Origin of the sequence: Streptomyces erythrochromogenes, assembly GCF_036170895.1 — a bacterium.
Lineage (GTDB): Bacteria > Actinomycetota > Actinomycetes > Streptomycetales > Streptomycetaceae > Streptomyces > Streptomyces erythrochromogenes.
This window is the reverse complement of sequence record NZ_CP108036.1, coordinates 3518407-3540963: the sequence shown is the minus strand read 5'-3', so window position 1 is coordinate 3540963 and position 22557 is coordinate 3518407. Positions and strand designations below refer to the sequence as shown.

General features: G+C 69.6%; 20 protein-coding genes. 17 read left to right on the top strand and 3 right to left on the bottom strand.

The window, feature by feature from the left end; all coding sequences use genetic code 11:
* Positions 1–81 precede the first annotated feature (81 nt).
* On the bottom strand, positions 82–2550 hold the full coding sequence (locus OHA91_RS15890; protein WP_328739519.1) for a YfhO family protein: 2469 nt from the start codon (positions 2548–2550) through the stop codon (positions 82–84).
* Between the two features lie 369 nt (positions 2551–2919).
* Between OHA91_RS15890 and rpsL the strand changes: the two genes are divergently transcribed.
* The 4 genes from rpsL to tuf all read left to right on the top strand — a co-directional run bounded on the left by rpsL (position 2920) and on the right by tuf (position 7281).
* On the top strand, positions 2920–3291 hold the full coding sequence (gene rpsL / locus OHA91_RS15885) for a 30S ribosomal protein S12 (RefSeq protein ID WP_007265893.1): 372 nt from the start codon (positions 2920–2922) through the stop codon (positions 3289–3291).
* A gap of 2 nt (positions 3292–3293) precedes the next feature.
* On the top strand, positions 3294–3764 hold the full coding sequence (rpsG, locus tag OHA91_RS15880; RefSeq protein WP_007265894.1) for a 30S ribosomal protein S7: 471 nt from the start codon (positions 3294–3296) through the stop codon (positions 3762–3764).
* Between the two features lie 39 nt (positions 3765–3803).
* Positions 3804–5936, top strand: coding sequence for an elongation factor G (fusA, locus tag OHA91_RS15875; protein WP_031152710.1), 2133 nt, complete (start codon positions 3804–3806; stop codon positions 5934–5936).
* 151 nt (positions 5937–6087) lie between these two features.
* On the top strand, positions 6088–7281 hold the full coding sequence (tuf, locus tag OHA91_RS15870) for an elongation factor Tu (protein ID WP_030653602.1): 1194 nt from the start codon (positions 6088–6090) through the stop codon (positions 7279–7281).
* A 183-nt stretch (positions 7282–7464) separates the two neighbouring features.
* On the opposite strand, the gene rfbC is transcribed toward tuf, so the two are convergent.
* Together rfbC and rfbA are read right to left on the bottom strand one after the other, a co-directional pair.
* The gene (gene rfbC / locus OHA91_RS15865) at positions 7465–8064 is read right to left on the bottom strand and encodes a dTDP-4-dehydrorhamnose 3,5-epimerase (RefSeq protein WP_031152712.1); all 600 of its coding nucleotides are present in this window, start codon (positions 8062–8064) and stop codon (positions 7465–7467) included.
* Positions 8061–8936 (bottom strand): glucose-1-phosphate thymidylyltransferase RfbA, encoded by an 876-nt coding sequence (rfbA, locus tag OHA91_RS15860; RefSeq protein ID WP_328739518.1) that lies wholly within the window; start codon positions 8934–8936, stop codon positions 8061–8063. The genes rfbC and rfbA overlap by 4 nt, the downstream gene beginning before the upstream one ends.
* A gap of 81 nt (positions 8937–9017) precedes the next feature.
* On the opposite strand from rfbA, the gene rfbB reads away from it, so the two are divergent.
* The 13 genes from rfbB (at position 9018) to rplW (ending at position 22543) form a co-directional block, all read left to right on the top strand.
* Entirely contained in the window at positions 9018–9995 is a 978-nt protein-coding gene (rfbB, locus tag OHA91_RS15855; RefSeq protein WP_031152715.1) for a dTDP-glucose 4,6-dehydratase, read from the top strand.
* Positions 9996–10042: 47 nt separating this feature from the next.
* Entirely contained in the window at positions 10043–10915 is an 873-nt protein-coding gene (gene rfbD, locus OHA91_RS15850) for a dTDP-4-dehydrorhamnose reductase (RefSeq protein WP_328741141.1), read from the top strand.
* Entirely contained in the window at positions 10912–12246 is a 1335-nt protein-coding gene (locus OHA91_RS15845; RefSeq protein ID WP_209441513.1) for a lipopolysaccharide biosynthesis protein, read from the top strand. Before rfbD ends, OHA91_RS15845 begins: the two co-directional genes overlap by 4 nt.
* 68 nt (positions 12247–12314) lie before the next feature.
* Positions 12315–13004 (top strand): glycosyltransferase family 2 protein, encoded by a 690-nt coding sequence (locus OHA91_RS15840; RefSeq protein ID WP_030842670.1) that lies wholly within the window; start codon positions 12315–12317, stop codon positions 13002–13004.
* Complete coding sequence (locus tag OHA91_RS15835) at positions 13001–13426, top strand: DUF2304 domain-containing protein (protein WP_031152722.1); 426 nt, start codon at positions 13001–13003, stop codon at positions 13424–13426. Before OHA91_RS15840 ends, OHA91_RS15835 begins: the two co-directional genes overlap by 4 nt.
* Positions 13427–13432: 6 nt before the next feature.
* The gene (locus OHA91_RS15830) at positions 13433–14332 is read left to right on the top strand and encodes a glycosyltransferase family 2 protein (protein WP_031152725.1); all 900 of its coding nucleotides are present in this window, start codon (positions 13433–13435) and stop codon (positions 14330–14332) included.
* Between the two features lie 28 nt (positions 14333–14360).
* Positions 14361–16169, top strand: a complete 1809-nt coding sequence (locus tag OHA91_RS15825) for a chromate transporter (RefSeq protein ID WP_031152727.1) — start codon at positions 14361–14363, stop codon at positions 16167–16169.
* Between the two features lie 138 nt (positions 16170–16307).
* Complete coding sequence (locus OHA91_RS15820) at positions 16308–18911, top strand: peptidoglycan recognition protein family protein (RefSeq protein ID WP_266498459.1); 2604 nt, start codon at positions 16308–16310, stop codon at positions 18909–18911.
* Between the two features lie 93 nt (positions 18912–19004).
* Entirely contained in the window at positions 19005–20123 is a 1119-nt protein-coding gene (locus tag OHA91_RS15815) for a hypothetical protein (RefSeq protein ID WP_266498457.1), read from the top strand.
* Positions 20124–20597: 474 nt separating this feature from the next.
* Entirely contained in the window at positions 20598–20906 is a 309-nt protein-coding gene (gene rpsJ / locus OHA91_RS15810; protein WP_003948644.1) for a 30S ribosomal protein S10, read from the top strand.
* Positions 20907–20920: 14 nt separating this feature from the next.
* Positions 20921–21565, top strand: a complete 645-nt coding sequence (gene rplC / locus OHA91_RS15805) for a 50S ribosomal protein L3 (RefSeq protein ID WP_007265899.1) — start codon at positions 20921–20923, stop codon at positions 21563–21565.
* Positions 21566–21569: 4 nt separating this feature from the next.
* The gene (rplD, locus tag OHA91_RS15800; protein ID WP_031152736.1) at positions 21570–22220 is read left to right on the top strand and encodes a 50S ribosomal protein L4; all 651 of its coding nucleotides are present in this window, start codon (positions 21570–21572) and stop codon (positions 22218–22220) included.
* Positions 22220–22543 carry a 50S ribosomal protein L23 gene (rplW, locus tag OHA91_RS15795; RefSeq protein WP_007265901.1) on the top strand — a complete coding sequence of 108 codons (324 nt, stop codon included), beginning with the start codon at positions 22220–22222 and terminating at the stop codon, positions 22541–22543. The genes rplD and rplW overlap by 1 nt, the downstream gene beginning before the upstream one ends.
* Positions 22544–22557: the final 14 nt, after the last annotated feature.

Sequence of the window (22557 nt, the reverse complement as noted above, 5' to 3'; positions counted from 1 at the left end):
CTCGTAAGAAGAAGCCCCCCGCCGCTCCGAGAGGAGCGGCGGGGGGCCTTTTCGTTTCCCGCGGGGGGAGCCGACCGCGGGTCAGCGGCGGCGGCGCAGCCGGGTGGCCATGGGGACCGCGGCCAGGGCCAGGAGGGCCAGGGCGGCGCCGGCCAGGCCGGCCGTGAAGCCCTTCGGGGTGAAGGTGCAGGAGATCTCGGTCGTGCCCGGGGGGAGGTCCACGGCCAGGAGGCCGTGGAAGGGCTTGACGGGGGCCGAGCAGCTCCAGCCGGGGACCGCGGTGGTGGCGACGACCGCCGTGCCCCGCGTGTCCGCGGGGAGGACGGCCCGGAGGGAGTGGCCGCCGACCTCGACCGCGGTGGCGCCGGTGGCCTTCAGCCGGTCGACGGACGCGGCGAGGGCCGCGCGGTCCAGGCAGCCCAGCGGGTGGGCGCCCGCGTCGGCGCCCTGCGTACGGGTCCGCACGGTGACCTCGACCTTGCCGGAGGCCGGGACGGGGCCGATCGGGGTCACCCCGGTCATCTCGTCCTCCAGCGGCTTGTCGGTGGCGCCGGAGTGGAGGGAGCCGTACAGGGCGGGGGAGTACCAGTAGGCCTCGGAGCCGGGCCGGCACTGGGCCGCGTACGTCTGGACCTCGGGGCCGCCGCCGCGGGTGACCTGCGGGACCTCGTACACGGTGGCGCCCAGGACGGTCTCCTGGCGGGCGTAAACGCTGTCCGCCGGGTTCGGGGAGGCGTACGGGCCGGTGCGGACGGTGACCAGCGGGGGCGCCGGGAACCGCTCGGCCGTCCAGCTGCCCGGGTCGGTCCCCGGGCGGACCCGCGCACCGATCGAGAAGATCGCGTCGAGCACCGGGTTGTCGGCGCCGAAGAAGGTCCGGCCGTCGTTCTTGAAGCCGTACCCGAGGGGCTCCAGCGCCCGGTACGTGGCCTCCGGGAGGTAGCTGCTGTAGTACTGCGGCCCCTCCGCGCGGAGCGCCAGCGCGTCGTTGTACGCGGTCTGCGGCGCGCCCGAGTCGGTCCGGTACGCCGGCCAGTCCTCGACCCCGCGGACGGCGTCGAAGTGCCGGGCGATCGACTGGTTCGAGGTGGGGATCGGCTTGGCCCAGCGCTCGCGGGCCCGGCGGGCGTCGGCGCCGGCCGCGGCCACGGCGGACTCCGCGAGGACGACGCCGATCATCAGCACGGCGGCGACCGGGACCAGGAAACGGCGCTTCTCGCCGAGCCGCAGCAGGACGAGCGCCAGCAGCGAGACGCCCCCGCCGCCGAGCACCGCCGGCCAGGTCCAGCCGCCGAAGTCGTCGGTGTGGCGCAGTACGAAGGCGGCCGCGACCAGCAGGGCGGCCATCAGGGCCAGGTGCCGCGGGCGCGGCCGGTTGGCCAGCGCCAGCCAGGCCAGCACCACCACCATCCCGCTGAAGACGAAGGTCTCGCGGTACGGGTTGCCGTTCGGCACCGCCAGCCCGTGCCACACGTACTGCGTGGGCGGGAACTGGAAGGAGGCCAGGACCAGCGCGGTGGCGGCCGCCCACACCAGACGGGTGCGGCGCGCGACGGCGGTGTTGAGCAGGAAGGAGCCGGCCAGGATCAGGCCGAGCGAGGCCACGTACAGCCGGGGGCGGCCGCCCCACAGGTGGGTGGCCGGCAGCATGCCCGCGAAGAAGACCTCGATCCGTACGGGGTCGAAGGCGGCGGCCTTGGTGGGCTGCGCGGCGCCGCTCGACAGGAACGACGGCAGCAGCAGCGGGAGCGTGAGCAGGATGCCGGTCCCGGCGGCCGTCGCGGCCCGCCACAGGGCCAGCAGCCGCTCGCGGGCCGTCGTGTCGCGGGTGGCCAGACGGATCGCCAGCAGGACGCAGGCGGCCATCGTGGCCATCATCGCCGTGTAGAAGTTCCCGAACCAGGCGAGCGCGACCAGCAGGGCCGCTCCCGGCCAGCGGCGGCCCTCCAGGCACCACTCGACGGCGATGCCGAGCATCGGGAGGGCGACCAGGCCCCAGAGCCACATCGGGATGTACGAGGCGTCGCTGAGCGCCCAGCCGCACAGGCCGTAGGTCGCCCCGAGCACGCCCCGCTGCCACCACGGGCCGGCGTGCAGTTTGCCGAGGTACACCGTCATCACGGCGGCGGCGGTGCCCATCGTGACCGGGGTGACCGCGAAGACGGCGAGGTCGACGTGGGCGCGCGGGCCGAGGACGGCCAGCCAGGAGAACGGGTTGCCGAGGTAGGTGTAGTAGTCGGACAGGAACTGCTGTCCGAAGCCGCCGCGCCAGGTGAAGAACAGGTCGCCGGCGGCCTGCCCGTGCACCAGGTCCCAGAGCGCCCGGTGGAAGGGGACGTACTGGTTCGCCTGGTCGTTGAGGGCGCGTCCGGTGTTGCCGAAGGGGAACGTGCCGCGCGCCACCCAGGCCGCGCAGAAGGCGGCCGCGGTCAGGAGGAAGGCCAGCAGGGGGCCGCGCAGGCGGGTGGAGCGGCGGACGGACCGGCGGACCACCGACGGGCGCTCCGGTGCGGGGGGCCGGGCATCGACTGTGGTCGGCTCGGGTGCCACGGTCCCCAATGTGCTGCTCCCTGCTGATCGACTCGCGGGCGCCCAGCGCCCGGGCAAGCTGTCAGTTTAGGGCGCCGGGGCGGGCCGCCGGGCCGAACGGCCCCCGTCCCGCTTGCGCGCGGCGGGTTCTCGTGCTGGGCATTTGTTTTGACCTACCTCAATGAGGTAGGTACGCTCTGACCTTGTGCCTGGGGTGTGCCCTGGGCTCCCGCGCGCGCTTCAGACCCGCGGTGAGCCGAGAAGACCACACCGCGATCCGCGCCTCTCTCCGCCTCGGTGGAAGTGGGCAGGATCCGACACACCCGACCGCGTGGGTCGGCAAAGTTCCAGGTTAGCTTCACTACACGGCACACAGAAACCGGAGAAGTAGTGCCTACGATCCAGCAGCTGGTCCGTAAGGGCCGGCAGGACAAGGTCGAGAAGACAAAGACTCCCGCGCTCGAGGCCTCGCCCCAGCGTCGCGGCGTCTGCACGCGTGTGTTCACGACCACCCCGAAGAAGCCGAACTCGGCGCTCCGTAAGGTCGCGCGTGTGCGTCTGACCTCCGGCATCGAGGTCACCGCTTACATTCCGGGTGAGGGACACAACCTGCAGGAGCACTCGATCGTGCTCGTGCGTGGTGGCCGTGTGAAGGACCTGCCGGGTGTTCGTTACAAGATCATCCGCGGTGCGCTTGACACCCAGGCTGTCAAGAACCGCAAGCAGGCCCGCAGCCGCTACGGCGCCAAGAAGGAGAAGTAAGAATGCCTCGTAAGGGCCCCGCCCCGAAGCGCCCGGTCATCATCGACCCGGTCTACGCATCTCCTCTGGTGACCTCGCTCATCAACAAGATCCTCCTGAACGGCAAGCGCTCCACCGCCGAGCGCATCGTCTACGGCGCCATGGAAGGCCTCCGCGAGAAGACCGGCAACGACCCGGTCATCACGCTGAAGCGCGCGCTGGAGAACGTCAAGCCGTCCCTCGAGGTCAAGTCCCGCCGTGTCGGTGGCGCGACCTACCAGGTCCCCGTCGAGGTCAAGCCGGGTCGCCAGTCGACCCTGGCCCTCCGCTGGCTCGTTGGCTACTCCCGCGCCCGTCGTGAGAAGACCATGACCGAGCGCCTCATGAACGAGCTGCTCGACGCCTCCAACGGTCTTGGCGCTGCCGTCAAGAAGCGCGAGGACACGCACAAGATGGCCGAGTCCAACAAGGCCTTCGCGCACTACCGCTGGTAGTCCCACCCCACATCGAGACCGAGAGAAGACCGAAGCCTTATGGCTACCACTTCGCTTGACCTGGCCAAGGTCCGCAACATCGGGATCATGGCCCACATCGACGCGGGCAAGACGACCACCACCGAGCGCATCCTGTTCTACACCGGTGTGTCGTACAAGATCGGTGAGGTCCACGACGGCGCCGCCACGATGGACTGGATGGAGCAGGAGCAGGAGCGTGGTATCACCATCACGTCTGCCGCCACCACCTGCCACTGGCCGCTCGAAGATGTTGACCACACGATCAACATCATCGACACCCCGGGTCACGTCGACTTCACCGTCGAGGTGGAGCGTTCGCTCCGCGTCCTCGACGGCGCCGTCACCGTCTTCGACGGTGTGGCCGGCGTGGAGCCGCAGTCCGAGACCGTTTGGCGTCAGGCGGACCGCTACGGCGTCCCGCGCATCTGCTTCGTCAACAAGCTCGACCGCACCGGCGCCGAGTTCCACCGCTGCGTCGACATGATCAAGGACCGCCTCGGTGCGGTTCCGATCGTCATGCAGCTCCCGATCGGTGCCGAGGCCGACTTCCAGGGTGTCGTCGACCTCGTCCGCATGAAGGCGCTCGTCTGGTCCGCCGAGGCGACCAAGGGCGAGATGTACGACATCGTCGACATCCCGGCCAGCCACACCGAGACCGCTGAAGAGTGGCGCGGCAAGCTGGTCGAGACCGTCGCCGAGAACGACGACGAGATCATGGAGCTCTTCCTCAACGGCGACGAGCCGACCGAGGAGCAGCTGCACGCCGCCGTCCGTCGGATCATCCTCGGCTCCGGCAAGGGCAAGGGCGAGCCCACGATCACCGCGGTGTTCTGTGGCACGGCGTTCAAGAACAAGGGTGTCCAGCCCCTGCTCGACGCCGTCGTCCGCTACCTGCCGTCGCCGCTGGACATCGAGGCCATCGAGGGCCACGACGTCCGCGACGCCGAGAAGGTCGTGAAGCGCAAGCCGTCCGACGAGGAGCCCCTCGCCGCGCTCGCCTTCAAGATCATGAGCGACCCGCACCTCGGCAAGCTCACCTTCGTCCGGGTTTACTCGGGCCGCCTGGAGGCCGGCACTGCGGTGCTGAACTCCGTCAAGGGCAAGAAGGAGCGCATCGGCAAGATCTACCGCATGCACGCGAACAAGCGTGAGGAGATCGACTCGGTGGGCGCCGGCGACATCGTCGCCGTGATGGGCCTGAAGCAGACCACCACCGGTGAGACGCTGTGCGACGACAAGCAGCCCGTGATCCTGGAGTCCATGGACTTCCCGGCTCCGGTCATCCAGGTCGCCATCGAGCCCAAGTCCAAGGGTGACCAGGAGAAGCTGGGTGTCGCCATCCAGCGTCTCGCGGAGGAGGACCCCTCCTTCCACGTTCACTCGGACGAGGAGACGGGTCAGACCATCCTCGGCGGTATGGGCGAGCTGCACCTCGAGGTGCTGGTCGACCGTATGAAGCGCGAGTTCAAGGTCGAGGCCAACGTCGGCAAGCCGCAGGTCGCGTACCGTGAGACGATCCGCAAGGCCGTCGAGCGTCACGACTACACCCACAAGAAGCAGACCGGTGGTACCGGTCAGTTCGCCAAGGTGCAGATCGCGATCGAGCCCATCACCGAGGCCGACGGCCCGGCGTACGAGTTCGTGAACAAGGTCACCGGCGGTCGTGTGCCGAAGGAGTACATCCCTTCGGTGGACGCGGGTGCGCAGGAGGCCATGCAGTTCGGCATCCTGGCCGGCTACGAGATGACGGGCGTTCGCGTCACGCTTCTCGACGGTGGCTACCACGAGGTCGACTCCTCCGAGCTCGCCTTCAAGATCGCCGGTTCGCAGGCCTTCAAGGAGGCCGCGCGCAAGGCTTCGCCCGTTCTGCTCGAGCCGATGATGGCCGTTGAGGTCACCACGCCCGAGGAGTCCATGGGCGATGTCATCGGTGACATCAACTCCCGCCGTGGCCAGATTCAGGCCATGGAGGACCGTCACGGAGCCAAGATCGTCAAGGGCCTCGTGCCCCTGTCGGAGATGTTCGGCTACGTCGGCGACCTCCGCAGCAAGACCTCGGGTCGCGCCAGCTACTCGATGCAGTTCGACTCCTACGCCGAGGTTCCCCGGAACGTCGCCGAGGAGATCATCGCGAAGGCCAAGGGCGAGTAACTCTTCGGAGTACACGCTTTAGGCTTGTCACCGGCAGCCTCTGGGGCAACAGGAGCCACTCCCGTTGCCCCGGGGACCGGCCGGCTTTCCAGCAAAGATCACCTGGCGCCGATCTGTAAGGCGTACAGAACCACTCTCCAGGAGGACCCCCGTGGCGAAGGCGAAGTTCGAGCGGACTAAGCCGCACGTCAACATCGGCACCATCGGTCACATTGACCACGGTAAGACGACCCTCACGGCCGCCATTACCAAGGTGCTGCACGACGCGTACCCGGACCTGAACGAGGCCTCGGCCTTCGACCAGATCGACAAGGCTCCTGAGGAGCGCCAGCGCGGTATCACCATCTCCATCGCGCACGTCGAGTACCAGACCGAGGCGCGTCACTACGCCCACGTCGACTGCCCGGGTCACGCGGACTACATCAAGAACATGATCACCGGTGCCGCGCAGATGGACGGCGCGATCCTCGTGGTCGCCGCCACCGACGGCCCGATGCCGCAGACCAAGGAGCACGTGCTCCTGGCCCGCCAGGTCGGCGTCCCCTACATCGTCGTCGCCCTGAACAAGGCCGACATGGTGGACGACGAGGAGATCCTGGAGCTCGTCGAGCTCGAGGTCCGTGAGCTGCTCTCCGAGTACGAGTTCCCGGGCGACGACCTGCCGGTCGTCCGCGTCTCCGCGCTGAAGGCGCTCGAGGGCGACAAGGAGTGGGGCGAGAAGCTTCTCGGCCTCATGTCCGCCGTCGACGAGGCCATCCCGACCCCGCCGCGTGACACCGAGAAGCCGTTCCTCATGCCCGTCGAGGACGTCTTCACGATCACCGGTCGCGGTACGGTCGTCACCGGCCGTATCGAGCGTGGTGTCCTGAAGGTCAACGAGACCGTCGACATCATCGGTATCAAGGAAGAGAAGACCACCACCACGGTCACCGGTATCGAGATGTTCCGCAAGCTGCTCGACGAGGGCCAGGCCGGCGAGAACGTCGGTCTGCTCCTCCGTGGCATCAAGCGCGAGGACGTCGAGCGCGGCCAGGTCATCATCAAGCCCGGTTCGGTCACCCCGCACACCGAGTTCGAGGCCCAGGCCTACATCCTGTCGAAGGACGAGGGTGGCCGTCACACCCCGTTCTTCAACAACTACCGTCCGCAGTTCTACTTCCGTACCACGGACGTCACGGGTGTCGTCACCCTGCCGGCCGGCACGGAGATGGTCATGCCGGGCGACAACACCGAGATGTCGGTCGCGCTGATCCAGCCGGTCGCCATGGAGGAGGGCCTGAAGTTCGCCATCCGTGAGGGTGGTCGTACCGTGGGCGCCGGCCAGGTCACCAAGATCACGAAGTAATTCGTGTTCTGACCTGGTAGCCCGTTGACCGGGCACCAAGTTGCACTGGAGGGCCCCGGCCCATCGCTTCGGCGGTGGGGCGGGGCCCTTCGGCGTTGCCGGTCCGCCCGCCACGGCGTACACGCAAGAAGGGCCGCACCCCCGTCGCGGGGTGCGGCCCTTCTTGCGTGCGGGGGCGGTGCGTCAGTTCACGCGCAGGGACTCGGTGAACTCGATGCAGGCGGCGTGGTCGGGCAGCAGTCCGGTCGCGATGGCCTCGGCCAGCGAAGGGGCGGCCTCGTCGCGCGCGGACAGCTGCGGGACGTCGGCCGGCCACTCGATGCCCAGGTCCGGGTCGAGCGGGTGCACCGAGTGTTCGCCGGTCGGGTTGTACGTCTCCGAGCAGAGGTACGACAGGGTCGCGTCGTCGCTCAGGGCGCAGAAGCCGTGGCCGAGGCCCTCGGGGATGTAGACGGCGCGGCGGTCGACGTCGTCGAGGCGGACGCCCTCCCACTTGCCGAAGGTGGGGGAGCCCACCCGGAGGTCCACGATGACGTCGAGCACGGCGCCGCGCACGCAGGTCACGTACTTGGCCTGGCCGCGCGGCACGTCGGCGAAGTGGATGCCGCGGACCACGCCGGCGGCGGAGACGGAGAGGTTCGCCTGTGCCAGGTTCAGCGGGTGGCCGACGACCTCCGCCAGGCGGTCGAAGCGGTACCACTCGGTGAACAGGCCGCGCGGGTCGCCGTGCAGCTGCGGGGTCACCTCGAAGGCGCCGGCGATGGAGAGCTCGCGGAACTTCACTTGGCCTCCTCCTCGTCGAGCAGGGCCAGGAGGTAGGTGCCGTAACCGCTCTTGGTCAGCGGCTCGGCGAGCGCGCGCAGCTGGGCCGAGTCGATGAGGCCGGCCCGCCAGGCCGCCTCCTCGATGCAGCCGATCTTGAAGCCCTGACGCTCCTCGATCACGCGGACGAACTCGGAGGCCTGGACCATCGAGACGAAGGTGCCGGTGTCGAGCCAGGCGGTACCGCGGTCCAGGATCGTGACGTTGAGCTCGCCGGCCTGGAGGTACGCGTCGTTGACGGCGGTGATCTCCAGCTCGCCGCGGGCGCTGGGCTTGAGGCCCTTGGCTATCTCCACGACCTGGTTGTCGTAGAAGTACAGACCCGGCACCGCGTAGCGGGACTTGGGCTTGACCGGCTTCTCCTCGATGGAGATGGCCTGGCCCTTCTCGTCGAACTCCACCACGCCGTAGGCGGTCGGGTCCGCCACCGGGTACGCGAACACGCGGCCGCCCTTGGCGTCGGCGTGCTGGGCGAGGCGGGTTCCGAGGCCACTGCCGTGGAAGATGTTGTCGCCGAGGATCAGCGCGACGGACTCGTCGCCGATGAAGTCGGCGCCGAGCACGAATGCCTGGGCGATGCCCTCCGGGCGCTCCTGGACGGCGTACTCCAGCCGCAGTCCGAACTGCGAACCGTCGCCGAGCAGGCGCTCGAACTGGTCACGGTCTTCAGGGGTGGTGATGATCAGGATCTCGCTGATGCCCGCCATCACCAGGGTGGAGAGCGGGTAGTAGATCATCGGCTTGTCGAAGACGGGCAGCAGCTGCTTCGAGACGGCCCGAGTCAGCGGCCAGAGTCGCGATCCGGTGCCACCGGCCAAAAGGATTCCACGCATGGGTGAACCCTATGCGAGAGGGCCGGGGCGGTCCGACCGTCCGGCGTGTGACGTTCGGCAGGCGGCTAGACTCTTCGTATTATGCGCATCCTCGTGACCGGCGGCGCCGGCTTCATCGGTTCAGAATTCGTCCGCCAGCAGCTCGGTGCAGACGCCACGGCGCAGATCACCGTCTTCGACAAGCTGACCTACTCGGGCGTCGAGGCCAACCTCGCCCCGGTCGCCGACCACTCCGGATACCGCTTCGTCCAGGGCGACATCTGCGACGCCGAGGCCGTCGACCAGGTGATGGCCGGCCACGACGTGGTCGTGCACTTCGCCGCCGAGTCGCACGTGGACCGGTCCATCGCCGGCGCGGGCCCCTTCGTCATGACGAACGTCGTCGGCACCCAGGTCCTGCTGGACGCCGCCCGCAAGCACGGCGTCGGCCGCTTCGTCCACATCTCCACGGACGAGGTCTACGGCTCGATCAGCGAGGGCTCCTGGACCGAGGAGTGGCCGCTGGTGCCCAACTCCCCGTACTCCGCCTCCAAGGCGTCCTCCGACCTGCTGGCGCTGGCCTACGCGCGCACGCACGGCATGGACGTGGTGGTCACCCGCTGCTCCAACAACTACGGGCACTACCAGTTCCCGGAGAAGGTCATCCCGCTGTTCGTCTCGAACCTGATGGACGGCAAGAAGGTCCCGCTGTACGGCAACGGCGGCAACGTCCGCGACTGGCTGCACGTCTCCGACCACTGCCGCGGCATCGACCTGGCCATGCGCAAGGGCCGCGCCGGCGAGGTCTACAACATCGGCGGCGGCACCGAGCTGACCAACAAGGAGCTCACCGGCGTCCTGCTGGAGGCCGCGGGTCTGGGCTGGGACATGGTCGAGCACGTCGAGGACCGCAAGGGCCACGACCTGCGCTACTCCATCGACATCAGCAAGATCGGCGCCGAGCTGGGCTACGTGCCGCAGGTCACCTTCGAGGCCGGCATCAAGGCCACCATCGACTGGTACCGCGAGAACCGCGCCTGGTGGGAGCCGCTGAAGGCGAAGGCGGCCCTGCAGAAGTGAGCACCAACTCGTCGGACGGGCGCTGGCTCGTCACCGGCGCCGGCGGGATGCTCGGCCAGGACGTCCTGACCGTCCTGAAGCGCGCCGGGATCGAGGCCGTGGGCCTGCGCCGCGCCGACCTCGACATCACCGACCCGGCAGCCGTCCGGGCCGCGGTCGAGGGTGCCACCGTGGTCGTGAACTGCGCCGCCTGGACGGACGTCGACGGGGCCGAGACCGCCGAGGAGGCCGCGACCGCCGTCAACGGCACCGCCGTGCGCGTCCTCGCCGAGGCGTGCGCCGCCGCCCACGTGCGCCTGATCCACGTCTCCACCGACTACGTGCTGCCCGGCGACGCCTCGGAGCCGTACCGCGAGGACGCCGAGACCGGCCCGGTCAACGCCTACGGGCGTTCCAAGCTGGTCGGCGAGCAGGCCGTCACCGAACTGCTGCCGCAGGACGGCTACGTCGTACGGACCGCCTGGCTGTACGGCGAGCACGGGCCGAACTTCGTCGCCACCATGCTGAAGCTGGCCGCCCAGCGCGACACCCTCGACGTGGTCGACGACCAGCACGGACAGCCCACGTGGTCCTACGCGCTGGCCCGCCACCTGGTCGACCTCGGCCGGGCCGCCCTCAAGGGCTGGGCCATGGGCGGGATCTACCACGGCACCGCGAGCGGCCGGACCACCTGGATGGGACTGGCCCGCGAGACCTACCGGCTGAGCGGTCTGGACCCCGAGCGGATCCGGCCGACCACCTCGGAGGCGTTCGTCCGCCCCGCCGTCCGCCCCGCCTTCAGCGTGCTCGCGCACGACGCGTGGAAGGAAGAGGCCGGACTGGACCCGCTGCCCGACTGGCGCGAACAGCTGGCCCAGGCGCTGGCCACCCCCGGCTTCGCCGCACTCGCGAAGGCGGCCCGGGACGGCCGCACGGGATGAAGACCCTGCTGAACAAGCTGACCGCGGCGCTGCCGCCGGGCACCGTCGCGGTGGCCGGCGGCACCGTCGTGCTCGGCGCCGCCTCCTACGTCCACCTGGGCGTGGCCGGGCACAGCCTGTCCGATGCGGGATATGCCAACGTCTCGGTGCTGTGGACGATCGTGATGTCCCTCGGCATCGGCATCTTCTTCCCCCTGGAGCAGGAGCTCACCCGGATCGTCTCCGCCCGGGCGGTCCTGGGCCACGGCGCCGCTCCGGTGCTGCGCCGCGCCACCCTGCTCACCGGCGGGATCCTCGGCGCGACCCTGCTGGTCCTCGTCCTCGCCGCCGGCCCCATCGCCGACCTGCTGTTCCACGGGGACCGTGCCCTGGTGGCCGCGCTCGGCGGCGCCTTCACCGGCATGGCCGTCTGCTACCTCACCCGAGGTGTGCTGGCGGGCCTCGGCCGCTTCGGGGCGTACGGCACCCAGCTCGCCGTCGACGGCGGGCTGCGGATCGCGCTCGCCTTCGGGTGCGCCCTCTTCGGACTGCACTCGGCGCTGGCCTTCAGCCTCATCCTGGCCGTCGCGCCCGTCGTCGCGACGCTGGTGACGCTGCCCGCACTGCTGCGCGCGGTCGGTCCCGGCGAGCAGATCGCCTGGCGGGAGCTGTCGGGCGGCCTCGGCCTGCTGGTCTGCGCGACCCTGCTGTCCCAACTGGTCGTGAACGCCGGCGTGATGAGCACCAAGCTCCTGGCGCCGTCCGACAGCGCGCTGATCGCGGCGCTGATGAGCGCGACAGTCCTCGCACGCGTACCGCTCTTCGTCTTCGGCTCGCTCCAGGCCTCGCTGCTCAGCGGTCTGACCGCCGCCTTCACCGCCGGCGACCGCGCGGCCTTCTGGGCGATGCTGCGGCGGATCGCCCTGGTCGTCGGAGCGCTGGGCCTGCTCGGCGGCGTGCCCGCCACGGCCCTCGGCCCGTGGCTCATCGAGGTGCTCTTCGGCATCGAGGATCCGGTACTGGGGCACTTCGACTTCTTCCTGCTGTCCGCAGGCACCGTGGCATACATGTTCGCGATGGTCCTGGGACAGGCGCTCATGGTATTCAAGCGGCACAACCTGCAGTTGCTCTGCTGGGCCCTCGGCACCGCGGTCCTGGTGGGCATCACCCTGATCCCGGGCGAGGTGGCCGTGCGCGTGATCGTCGCCTACGCCCTGGGCTCGACCGCCACCGTCCTCGCTATGCTGGCAGCCCTCAGGCTGAGCTTCCCCGGAGCCGCGGCCGCCGCCGGTGAAGCACCCCGGCAGATGACCGACGCCGGCGCCCCGGGCGTGGGAGCGGTCGGGAAATGACCATGCCGGCCCAAGACGTCACACCGATCACCGTGCACTCGTACGTGCCACATTCCGCTGGAGCTACCGTGTCCCAATACGACGATGTCTGGCTGGTCATACCGGCCTATAACGAGGGCCAGGTGATCGCCGATGTGGTCGAGGGGGCCCGCAAGACGTTCCCCAACATCGTCGTCGTCGACGACGGCAGCACCGACGACTCGGCCGAGCACATAGCGACCACTGGCGCCCACCTGGTCCGCCACCCGGTGAACCTCGGGCAGGGCGCCGCCCTCCAGACCGGTCTGAAGTACGCGCTCTCCCAGCCGGGTTCCCGCTATTTCGCGACCTTCGACGCCGACGGCCAGCACCAGACCAAGGACGTCGAGACGATGGTCGGCGTGCTGCGGCGGGACGAGGCCGACGTGGTCCTCGGCTCCCGCTTCATCGAGCAGAACGGCCAGGTGCCGTGGATCAAGCAGGTCGTCCTGCGCACGGCCGCCGCCGTCAGCCCCACCGCCCGCAAGCTCAAGCTCACCGATGCGCACAACGGTCTGCGCGTCCTGAGCCGCAAGGCCGCCGAGCAGCTGAACATCACGATGAACGGCATGGCGCACGCGTCCGAGCTCGTCGGTTTCCTGGCGGGCTCCGACCTGCGGGTCACCGAGGTGCCGGTGGACATCCTCTACACCGAATACTCGCGCTCCAAGGGCCAGTCCCTCATCAACGGCGTGAACATCATCTTTGACATTTCGCTGCGGGAGCGTGGGCGTCGATGAAGTACTTCTGGATCCAGCTCGTCCTGATCGTCGGCTCCGTGTCGATGGCCCTGGTGTTCATCCGAACGTGGAGCCAGGCGAAGAACCGGGCCTGGAAGCGCATCGCGTTCTCCCTGTTCGTCGTCGTCAACGTGTACGCGGTGCTCCGCCCGACGGACGTGACGTGGCTGGCCCACCAGCTCGGCGTCGGCCGCGGCACCGACCTGGTGCTGTACGTGATGGTCCTCGCGATGGGCTTCCTCACGCTCAACACCTTCCTGCGGTTCCGCTCGCTGGAGAAGAAGATCACCGACCTCGCCCGGACGGTGGCCATCAACGAGGGCATGCGGCACAACGACGAGCGTCTGGGTGCCGAGCCCGTCGCCGGCGGCAGCGACGCCCACGTCAAGGCGGACGCCGGCTCCGACTCCGTGAAGGCCTGACGCTCCATGGTGACCTTCGACTTCATGCTCCCCTACTACGGGGACGTGCAGCTGATGCAGGACGCCGTCCGCAGCGTCCTGGCGCAGACGGACCGGGACTTCCGCCTCGTCGTGATCGACGACGGCAAGGAGCCCGACGTACCGGGCTGGTTCGCCGCGCTCGGCGACGACCGCGTGCACTACCAGCGCAACGAGCAGAACCTCGGCATCACCAAGAACTTCCAGAAGTGCGTGCGGCTGTCCGAGGCCGACTACGTGGTCATCATGGGCTGCGACGACGTGCTGCACCCGCACTACCTGGAGACCGTCCGCTCGATCATCGAGGAGCGGCCGGGCATCGGCATGGTCCAGCCCGGCGTCGAGGTCATCGACGGCACCGGCGAGGTGACCCAGGGCCTGGCCGACAACACCAAGAAGCGGCTGTACGCCCCGCAGGTGAAGGGCCGTCGCCTGATGGGCGGCGAGGAGCTGGCCGCCAGCGTGCTGCGCGGCAACTGGCTCTACTTCCCGTCGATCGCCTGGCGCGGCGAGGTGCTGCGCAAGGTGAACTTCCGCGACGACTACTCGGTGATCCAGGACCTCGCGCTCGTCGTCGACCTGCTCGAAGGCGGGGAGCAGATGGTCATCGACAACTCCACGACCGTCTTCCAGTACCGCCGGCACGCCGTCAGCGAGTCGTCGGTACAGGCCTTCTCCGGCACCCGCTTCGCCGAGGCCGAGCGCTACTTCTCCGCCGTGGCCGCCCGCATGGACGCCCGCGGCTGGCCGAAGGCGGCCCGCGCGGCGCGCTTCCACAGCGCCTCCCGGCTGCACGCGCTGACGATGCTGCCCGGAGCCCTGCGCAGCGGCAACACGGCGGGCGCCCGCACGCTGGCGAAGCACGCCTTCACCTCCGGCCAGAACTGATCAGACTCCCCCCACGAAACGGACCGAGATGACACACCTGGCCACCGAGGCGGTCGGCGAGGCCGGCGCCCCGGACCGGCGTCCTGGCGAACCGGCGGAGGGCGCGAACCACCCGTCCCCCTCACGGGGCGAGGGGTGGCTCTCCCGCCGGTGGGTGCTGATCCTGGCCGAGGTGGTCGTCAGCGTGATGGCCGCCCTCGGCTACACGCTGCTCAGCCGGCACATCGGCGTCAACCCGATGAACCGCATCGGCCAGGTCAGCGGACTCTCCAGGCTCCAGCTGTACGTGGCCGTCCTCGGACTCCCGCTGCTCGGACTGCTGCTGTACACGGCCTACCGGGGCTCGGACCGGCGCCACCGGATCGTCAAGCGGCTGGTCTGCGGCGCCCTGGCCGGGCTGGCCACCGGCGTGGTGGCCGGCGGTATCGTCGTCGCGCTGCGCGGCACCCCGCACCCGCTCGGCGGCCAGGAGGGCGACCCGAGCGTCTTGGTGGAGATGGCCAACTCGTTCCTGTCGGGCGAGGGCGTGTCGGGCATCTACCCGCCCGCGTTCCCGGCGCTGATCGCCCTGTGGGCCAAGGTCCGCTACGACGGCCTCGGCACCGCGGGCTTCGCCCTGCACGACCTCCAGATCATCTGCAGCGCCCTGGTCGGGCCGATGGCGTACCTGTCGTGGCGTCTGCTGCTCCGCCCCTTCTGGGCGCTGCTGATCGCCGTCCCCGCGGCCGTGCTCTTCCTCGACCCGGTCCGCCCGTACAGCCACGTCGTGATGATCGTTCTGCTGCCGCTCCTCGGGTACTGCTTCCGCGAGCTGCGCCGGTCGGCCGGCCGCACCCCGAAGTCCCTGGTGCTGCGGGGCGCGCGCCTCGGCGCGGTCTTCGGCCTGCTCTTCCTCTGGTACTCGGGCTGGTTCGTCTGGGCCGCGCCCGGTGCCGCCGTGCTCTTCCTCTTCCTCTTCCCGTGGCGGGCCGGCGCTCCCGCGGTGAAGCGGGCGGCGCTGTTCGTCGGGTCCGTGCTGGTCACCGCCGGGATCATCGGCGCCCCGCTGCTCTACCAGATGGTGCGGCTGGGATCGCAGACCCCGGACCGGTACGCCTACCTCGGGGTGTACGCCGACCCCGGCTACGTCCTGGGCTGGATCTCCGACCGGACCGGCTACATCAAGTACAACCAGTGGCCGGTCTCCGGCGAGATGGCGGGCCAGACCGGGTTCGCGCTGCTGCTGATCCTCGGCGTGGGCCTCGGAGTCGGCCTGGGCCTGCGGAACGTCATGGTCCGTACCGCTGCGGCGGTCCTCGCGGGCGCCTGGCTCGCCCGCTTCTGGTTCGCCTCGCACATGGAGCACGACAAGGCGGTCCAGCTCTTCCCGCGGACCACCTGGATCATCATGTACTCGCTGATGATCCTGGCCGTCCTCGGCGTGATGGCGGCGGTCCAGCGGGGCTCCGGCTGGACCGAGCGGACCCTGCGCCCGGCCTCCGCCGCCCCGTCGGCGCGGGTCATCCCGCGCCGGACGATCCGTCAGCTGTCGGCCGGCATGGTGTGTGCGGTCGCGCTGTTCGCCACGATGGGCGCCTCCTGGTCGGTCAACCGCTACATGCCGACGCACGAGGACACCGACCTCATGGGCCTCGACGCCTGGCGTGCGCACAACATCAAGCTGCCCAACGGCAAGTGCCCGCGCTTCGCACCGAACAAGGACTGCGAGGACCTCGACGTCAAGCTGTGGAAGCAGTTCAAGGACGACGGCGAGATCTGGTGCGCCAACATCGTGGCCAAGGACTGGCCCGCCATCTGCGGCCGCAAGGCGCCATTCACGGACAAGTCGGTGGAATAGCACTCGCGTGCGATCCGACTGCGACGCGCATCACGCCCACACCCCCCGTCCCGCCCTGATCGGCCGTCATCCCGGCCAGTAGGATCCCGTCGGCCAGTGCTCTCACCTGGCGGGTTCTCTATAGGGGTTGGGGACAACTTGAAACTAGGTCGTGCGCGCGGGACGGCTCTGGCCGCCGCGCTCGGCGTCGTGGCGGTCCTGGGCATACAGGGCGTCGCAAACGGCACGGGCGGTTCCGACGAGGGCGAGGTGTCGCCCTACAGCGCCCGCGCCCGCGAGAAGGGACCGGTCGAGGGGGAGGTGCACAAGCTCGCCCTCAAGCCCAAGGGGCAGGGCGAGGCCGTCCTCTCCCAGCAGGACACCGAGCCGTTCGGGCTCCTCGGCGTCTCCTGGACCGACCCCGAGGCCGAGGTGAAGGGCAAGATCGAGGCCCGCACCCGTGACGCCGACAGCGGCAAGTGGTCGAAGTGGGTCGTGCTGGAGCAGGCCGAGTCCGGCCTCGACGGCAAGCGCCCGGGCCTGCGCGGTGCCACCGAGCCCGTCTGGGTCGGCCCGTCCGACGGCGCCGAGGTACGGGTGACCGGGGGCGGCACGCTGCCCGCCGGCATGGAGCTGAACCTGGTGGACCCGGGCGCCGGCGCCGCGAAGGCCAAGAAGAAGAACGACCTGGGCCTCGGCCCGGCCGCCTTCTCCCTCCCCGCCGTGGACCCCGCGCCGACGACGCCGGGACCGGAATCGACCGCCCCGCGGCCGGACGTGGTCTCCCGCGTGCAGTGGGGCGCCGACGAGTCCCTGAACGACGAGGGCCCGATCTACCTGCCCGGCGGGAAGATCAAGGCCGTCTTCGTCCACCACACCGCGGCCACCGCGCCCTACGAGTGCTCCGAGTCCGCGGCCATCGTCCGCGGTCTGCACGTCTACCACGTGAAGACCAACGGCTGGCGCGACCTCGGCTACAACTTCCTCGTCGACAAGTGCGGCACCCTCTTCGAGGGCCGTCAGGGCGGTGTGGACCAGCCCGTCCAGGGCGCCCACACCTACGGCTGGAACGCCGAGTCGACGAGCGTCTCCGTCCTCGGCGACTACACGAACGGCGGCGCCTCCGCCGCCGCGCTCGAAGGCATCTCCAAGGCCGCGGCGTACAAGCTGGGCCAGTACGACGGCGACATGAACGGCACCGCGACGCTGACCGCGGGCGACACGCAGAAGAACTACTTCGGCACCTCCTTCACCAAGGGGCAGCAGTACCAGTTCAAGTCGCTCTCGGGTCACCGCGACGGCTTCAACACCCAGTGCCCGGGCAACTCGCTCTACCCCCAGCTGGAAGCGCTCCGCCAGACGGGCCCCGCGGCCCAGCTGAAGATCGCCTCGGTGAACGGTGCGACGGCCACGCCGGGTGCCACCCTCCCGAGCGGCGCCGCCCTCACGGTCGACTGGACCACCAGCACGGCCACCGGCCGGCTGGCCAAGTTCGAGCTCCTCGTGGACGGTGAGGCCACGGCGGTCACCGACGGCGCGGGCCGCAAGGCGACCGCCGTCGTGACCGACGGCAAGCACGAGGTCCGGGTCCGGGCGACCGCCGCGAACGGCAAGGTGTCCACGAGCCTCGCGGTCACCGTCGAAGCGGACGTCAAGGGCGCCAAGTTCGTCCCCCTGACCCCGAAGCGGCTGATGGACACCCGCGAGGGCCTCGGCGTCCGCAAGGGCCCGGTCGGCAGCGGCGAAGTGGTCACCCTGCCGGTGGCCGCGGCCACCGGCGGCACGCCCACCGCGGTGGTGCTGAACGTGACGGCGACGAACCCGACGCAGCCGAGCTTCGTGTCGGTGTACCCGAGCGGCACGACCCGCTCCAGCGCGTCGAACCTGAACTTCACCCCGGGCCGGACGATCCCCAACCTGGTGGTCGTGCCGGTCATCAACGGGAGCGTGAGCTTCTACAACAACCAGGGCACCGTCGACCTGATCGCCGACATCACCGGCTACTTCACCTCGACCGGTGACGGCGCCACGCAGACCAACTTCGGCCCGAAGCGCCTGATGGACACCCGCACGGGCACCGGCGTCCCGGCCGCCCCGGTCGGCACCGGCGGCGTGGTCACCCTGCCCGTGGCGGGCGTCGACGGCATCCCGGCCACCGGCGTCAAGGCCGTCGTGCTGAACGTGACGGCGACGAACCCGACGCAGCCGAGCTTCGTGTCGGTGTACCCGAGCGGCACGACCCGCTCCAGCGCGTCGAACCTGAACTTCACCCCGGGCCAGACGATCCCCAACCTGGTGGTCGTTCCCGTGGTGGACGGCAAGGTCAGCTTCTACAACAACCAGGGCACCGTCGACCTGATCGCGGACATCACCGGCTACTTCTCGGACAGTGACGCGGGCGCGACGCACGCGAACTTCGGCCCGAAGCGCCTGATGGACACCCGCACCGGCACCGGCGTCCGCCAGGGCCCGGTCACCGGCGGCAGCGTCGTCACGCTGCCCGTCGCGGGCATCGGCGGCGTCCCTGCCACCGGGATCAAGGCCGTGGTGCTGAACGTGACCGCGACGAACCCGACCGAGGCCAGCTTCGTGTCGGTCTTCCCGAGCGGCACGACCCGTACGAGTGCCTCGAACCTGAACTTCACCCCCGGCCTCACCATCCCCAACCTGGTGGTCGTGCCCGTGGTGGACGGCAAGGTCAGCTTCTACAACAACTCGGGTTCCGTGGACCTCATCGCGGACATCACGGGGTACTTCCGCTGAGCGTGTGAACACACCTTTGCGCAGGTGAGGGGCTCCGCACCGGAAGGTGCGGAGCCCCTCACGCTTTCCGGGCAGACAAGGGGAGGACAGGACATGGGGAAGAACGACCACGACAGACCGGGCGTCTCCGACGAGGAGTGGGCGCGGTTCATGGAGCAGGCCGCCCAGGGGGCGGGGGACGCACCCAAGGAGCCCTCGGCCCGGGCGCGCATGGTGACCGAGCGGCTGCGCTCCACGCAGGGGCAGGAGCCGGCCGGCTGGCGCACCGGCCCCGCGCCGCGGGAACGCCGCCGCCCGGGCAGGCTGGGGGCCGTCCTGGCCGTCCTCGGCATCGCGGGGCTCGCGCTGATCGCCGTACGGCCCGAGCTGGTGATCGACCGGATCACCGGCAAGACGGCGGCCCGCGAGGAGGCCGCGAAGGCCGGCCCGCTGGCGCCGGAGACCGCCCGCCCGAGCGCCCCGCCGCCGTCGCTGCCGCCGGACAGCCCGACCCTCCAGGAGCCCTTCCGGGGCTCCCCGGCCCTGCAGTGGGCGGACGGCGCCGCCGGCATCGAGATACCCGAGGCCACCGCTGTGAACGGGGTCAGCCGCGAGCTGGTCGCGCAGGGGCTGGAGCGGACGAAGCAGTTCCTGGTGCTCGCCAACCTGGACCCGGCGACACTGCGCGGCGAGCGCCCCACCGCGGCGCTGCAGATGATCGACCCCGGCCAGCGGGAGATGGTGGACCGGCTGGAAGGGGCCCTGGCCCGCCCGGGCCGGGACGCGGACCCGCTCCAGGTGTTCACCCGCGCCGACCCGGCACAGGTGCGCCTCGCAGGCGACGTGGTGAAGGTGCGCGGCCGGATGACGGTCGAGCCCGGCGCGAGCCCGGGCCAGATCGACGTCATGACCGACTACACCTTCGTCTACCCGCTGGTCCAGGCGAAGAGCGGCGCCGAGGAGGTCAGCCGCACCATCGTGCGCAGGCAGATGGAGTTCACCTTCGCCGATCCCCGCAAGTGGCGGGTCGAGGCGGGGATGATGCAGGTCGGGCCCTACCAGTACGACATCGCGAACTCGGAGTGCTTCGTCTACGACGGGTACCTGCATCCGATGTTCCGGGACGCGCCGGCCGGTCCCGAGCCGACGGGGGCGCCCAGGGACCCGTACGACCGCAGCCAGGCCCTGGAACGGCCCGAGAAGGAGGGCTGCGGGACGGTCTCGCGGACCTGAGCCGGCCGGGGGAGAGGCCGCGCCGCGCCAAGGGCGCGGCGCGGTTTGACCACTCAGCGTGGCGGGGTATTCTCTTCGGCCCGATTGGCCAGGTACGTGTCTTGTATGGCAGACTACTCAAGTTGCTCGGCTGAGTGCCGATGCTGCGCGCCTCCCGCCGGGAGGACCGGAAGCGAGTCCCACAGTACTCGTCGTCCTTAATCTGCCTCTCGGGGCAGCAATGGGGACGGACGTACGGGAATCTTCTGGGAAGTGTCAGCACGGTGCCCACCAGGCACTCGGTGGGTGTTTCTCCCCCGAATCGCGGTCATGGGACCGCACCCCCTTGGACGAGGGAATTTCCGTATGGGAATTTTCTGTGGAGGGAGTGCGACACGCCCGACCGCGTGGGTCGGAGGAGAGGCCGCGGGATCCGTCCCGCAGCCGACCGGGCGCCAGAGCGTTTCCACATAGAGACAGGACTACGGAGTAGCCATGGCGGGACAGAAGATCCGCATCCGGCTCAAGGCCTACGACCACGAGGTCATCGACTCCTCGGCGAAGAAGATCGTCGAGACGGTGACCCGCACTGGTGCGTCGGTCGCGGGCCCGGTGCCGCTGCCCACTGAGAAGAACGTGTACTGCGTCATCAAGTCGCCGCACAAGTACAAGGACTCGCGCGAGCACTTCGAGATGCGCACGCACAAGCGCCTGATCGACATCCTCGACCCGACGCCCAAGACCGTTGACTCGCTGATGCGCCTGGACCTTCCGGCCGGCGTTGACATCGAGATCAAGCTCTGAGAGGCGTCGAGAAGATGGCAAAGCAGATCAAGGGCGTCCTGGGCGAGAAGCTCGGCATGACCCAGGTCTGGGACGAGAACAACCGTGTCGTCCCGGTGACCGTCGTCAAGGCCGGGCCCTGCGTCGTTACCCAGGTCCGTACGAACGACATCGACGGCTACGAGTCGGTCCAGATCGCCTTCGGCGAGATCGACCCGCGCAAGGTGAACAAGCCCCTCAAGGGCCACTTCGCCAAGGCCGACGTGACCCCCCGCCGCCACCTGGTGGAGCTCCGCACCTCCGACGCCAGCGAGTACACGCTCGGCCAGGAGATCACTGCTGAGGTGTTCGAGTCCGGCGTCAAGGTTGACGTCACGGGCAACAGCAAGGGCAAGGGCTTCGCCGGTGTCATGAAGCGGCACAACTTCCGGGGCCTCGGCGCCGGTCACGGTGTGCAGCGCAAGCACCGCTCCCCCGGTTCGATCGGTGGCTGCGCCACCCCTGGGCGTGTCTTCAAGGGCATGCGCATGGCCGGTCGCATGGGTAACGAGCGCGTCACCACCCAGAACCTGACCATCCACGCGGTTGACGCGGAGAAGGGTCTGCTGCTCATCAAGGGCGCGGTCCCCGGTCCGAACGGCGGCCTCGTCCTGGTCCGTACCGCGGCCAAGGGGGCTTGAGGTAATGAGCACCATTGACATCCTTTCGCCGGCAGGCGACAAGGCCGGTACCGTCGAGCTCCCCGCGGAGATCTTCGACGCCAAGACCAGCGTTCCGCTGATCCACCAGGTCGTTGTCGCTCAGCTGGCTGCTGCCCGTCAGGGCACGCACAAGACCAAGACCCGTGGCGAAGTCCGTGGTGGTGGCCGCAAGCCGTACCGCCAGAAGGGCACCGGCCGCGCCCGTCAGGGTTCGACCCGCGCTCCGCAGTTCGCAGGCGGTGGCGTCGTCCACGGCCCGCAGCCGCGTGACTACTCGCAGCGGACCCCCAAGAAGATGAAGGTCGCCGCCCTCCGCGGTGCCCTCTCGGACCGTGCGCGTCACTCCCGCATCCACGTCGTCACCGGCGTGGTCGAGGGTGCCGCCTCCACGAAGGCCGCCAAGACGCTGTTCGGCAAGATCTCGGAGCGCAAGAACCTGCTCCTGGTCGTCGAGCGTGCCGACGAGGCCGCGTGGCTGTCCGCCCGCAACCTGCCCCAGGTTCACATCCTGGAGCCGGGCCAGCTGAACACGTACGACGTGATCGTCTCTGACGACGTGGTCTTCACCCAGGCCGCGCTCGAGTCCTTCGTGTCTGGCCCCAAGGCCGATGAGACCGAAGGGAGCGACGCCTGATGTCTGAGGCGACCGTTACCAGCAAGACCTTCACCGACCCGCGCGACCTGCTGATCAAGCCGGTCGTCTCGGAGAAGAGCTACGCGCTGCTGGACGAGAACAAGTACACGTTCATCGTCGCGCCCGGCGCCAACAAGACCCAGATCAAGCAGGCCGTCGAGGCGGTCTTCTCGGTCAAGGTCACCGGGGTCAACACGATCAACCGTCAGGGTAAGCGCAAGCGCACCAAGACCGGTTTCGGCAAGCGCGCCAACACCAAGCGCGCCATCGTGACCCTTGCCGAGGGCAACCGTATCGACATCTTCGGCGGCCAGGCCTCCTAACGGAGGTCTAGTCG

What these genes read in the sequence shown, in the direction of transcription:
- fusA (WP_031152710.1), top strand. Translation starts at nt 3,804, where the DNA reads ATGGCTACCACTTCGCTTGACCTGGCCAAGGTCCGCAACATCGGGATC.
- OHA91_RS15830 (WP_031152725.1), top strand. Translation starts at nt 13,433, where the DNA reads ATGGTGACCTTCGACTTCATGCTCCCCTACTACGGGGACGTGCAGCTG.
- rpsG (WP_007265894.1), top strand. Translation starts at nt 3,294, where the DNA reads ATGCCTCGTAAGGGCCCCGCCCCGAAGCGCCCGGTCATCATCGACCCG.
- OHA91_RS15845 (WP_209441513.1), top strand. Translation starts at nt 10,912, where the DNA reads ATGAAGACCCTGCTGAACAAGCTGACCGCGGCGCTGCCGCCGGGCACC.
- rfbA (WP_328739518.1), bottom strand. Translation starts at nt 8,936, where the DNA reads ATGCGTGGAATCCTTTTGGCCGGTGGCACCGGATCGCGACTCTGGCCG.
- OHA91_RS15815 (WP_266498457.1), top strand. Translation starts at nt 19,005, where the DNA reads ATGGGGAAGAACGACCACGACAGACCGGGCGTCTCCGACGAGGAGTGG.
- OHA91_RS15825 (WP_031152727.1), top strand. Translation starts at nt 14,361, where the DNA reads ATGACACACCTGGCCACCGAGGCGGTCGGCGAGGCCGGCGCCCCGGAC.
- rplW (WP_007265901.1), top strand. Translation starts at nt 22,220, where the DNA reads ATGTCTGAGGCGACCGTTACCAGCAAGACCTTCACCGACCCGCGCGAC.
- rfbB (WP_031152715.1), top strand. Translation starts at nt 9,018, where the DNA reads ATGCGCATCCTCGTGACCGGCGGCGCCGGCTTCATCGGTTCAGAATTC.
- rpsJ (WP_003948644.1), top strand. Translation starts at nt 20,598, where the DNA reads ATGGCGGGACAGAAGATCCGCATCCGGCTCAAGGCCTACGACCACGAG.
- rplC (WP_007265899.1), top strand. Translation starts at nt 20,921, where the DNA reads ATGGCAAAGCAGATCAAGGGCGTCCTGGGCGAGAAGCTCGGCATGACC.
- rfbD (WP_328741141.1), top strand. Translation starts at nt 10,043, where the DNA reads ATGCTCGGCCAGGACGTCCTGACCGTCCTGAAGCGCGCCGGGATCGAG.
- rplD (WP_031152736.1), top strand. Translation starts at nt 21,570, where the DNA reads ATGAGCACCATTGACATCCTTTCGCCGGCAGGCGACAAGGCCGGTACC.
- OHA91_RS15835 (WP_031152722.1), top strand. Translation starts at nt 13,001, where the DNA reads ATGAAGTACTTCTGGATCCAGCTCGTCCTGATCGTCGGCTCCGTGTCG.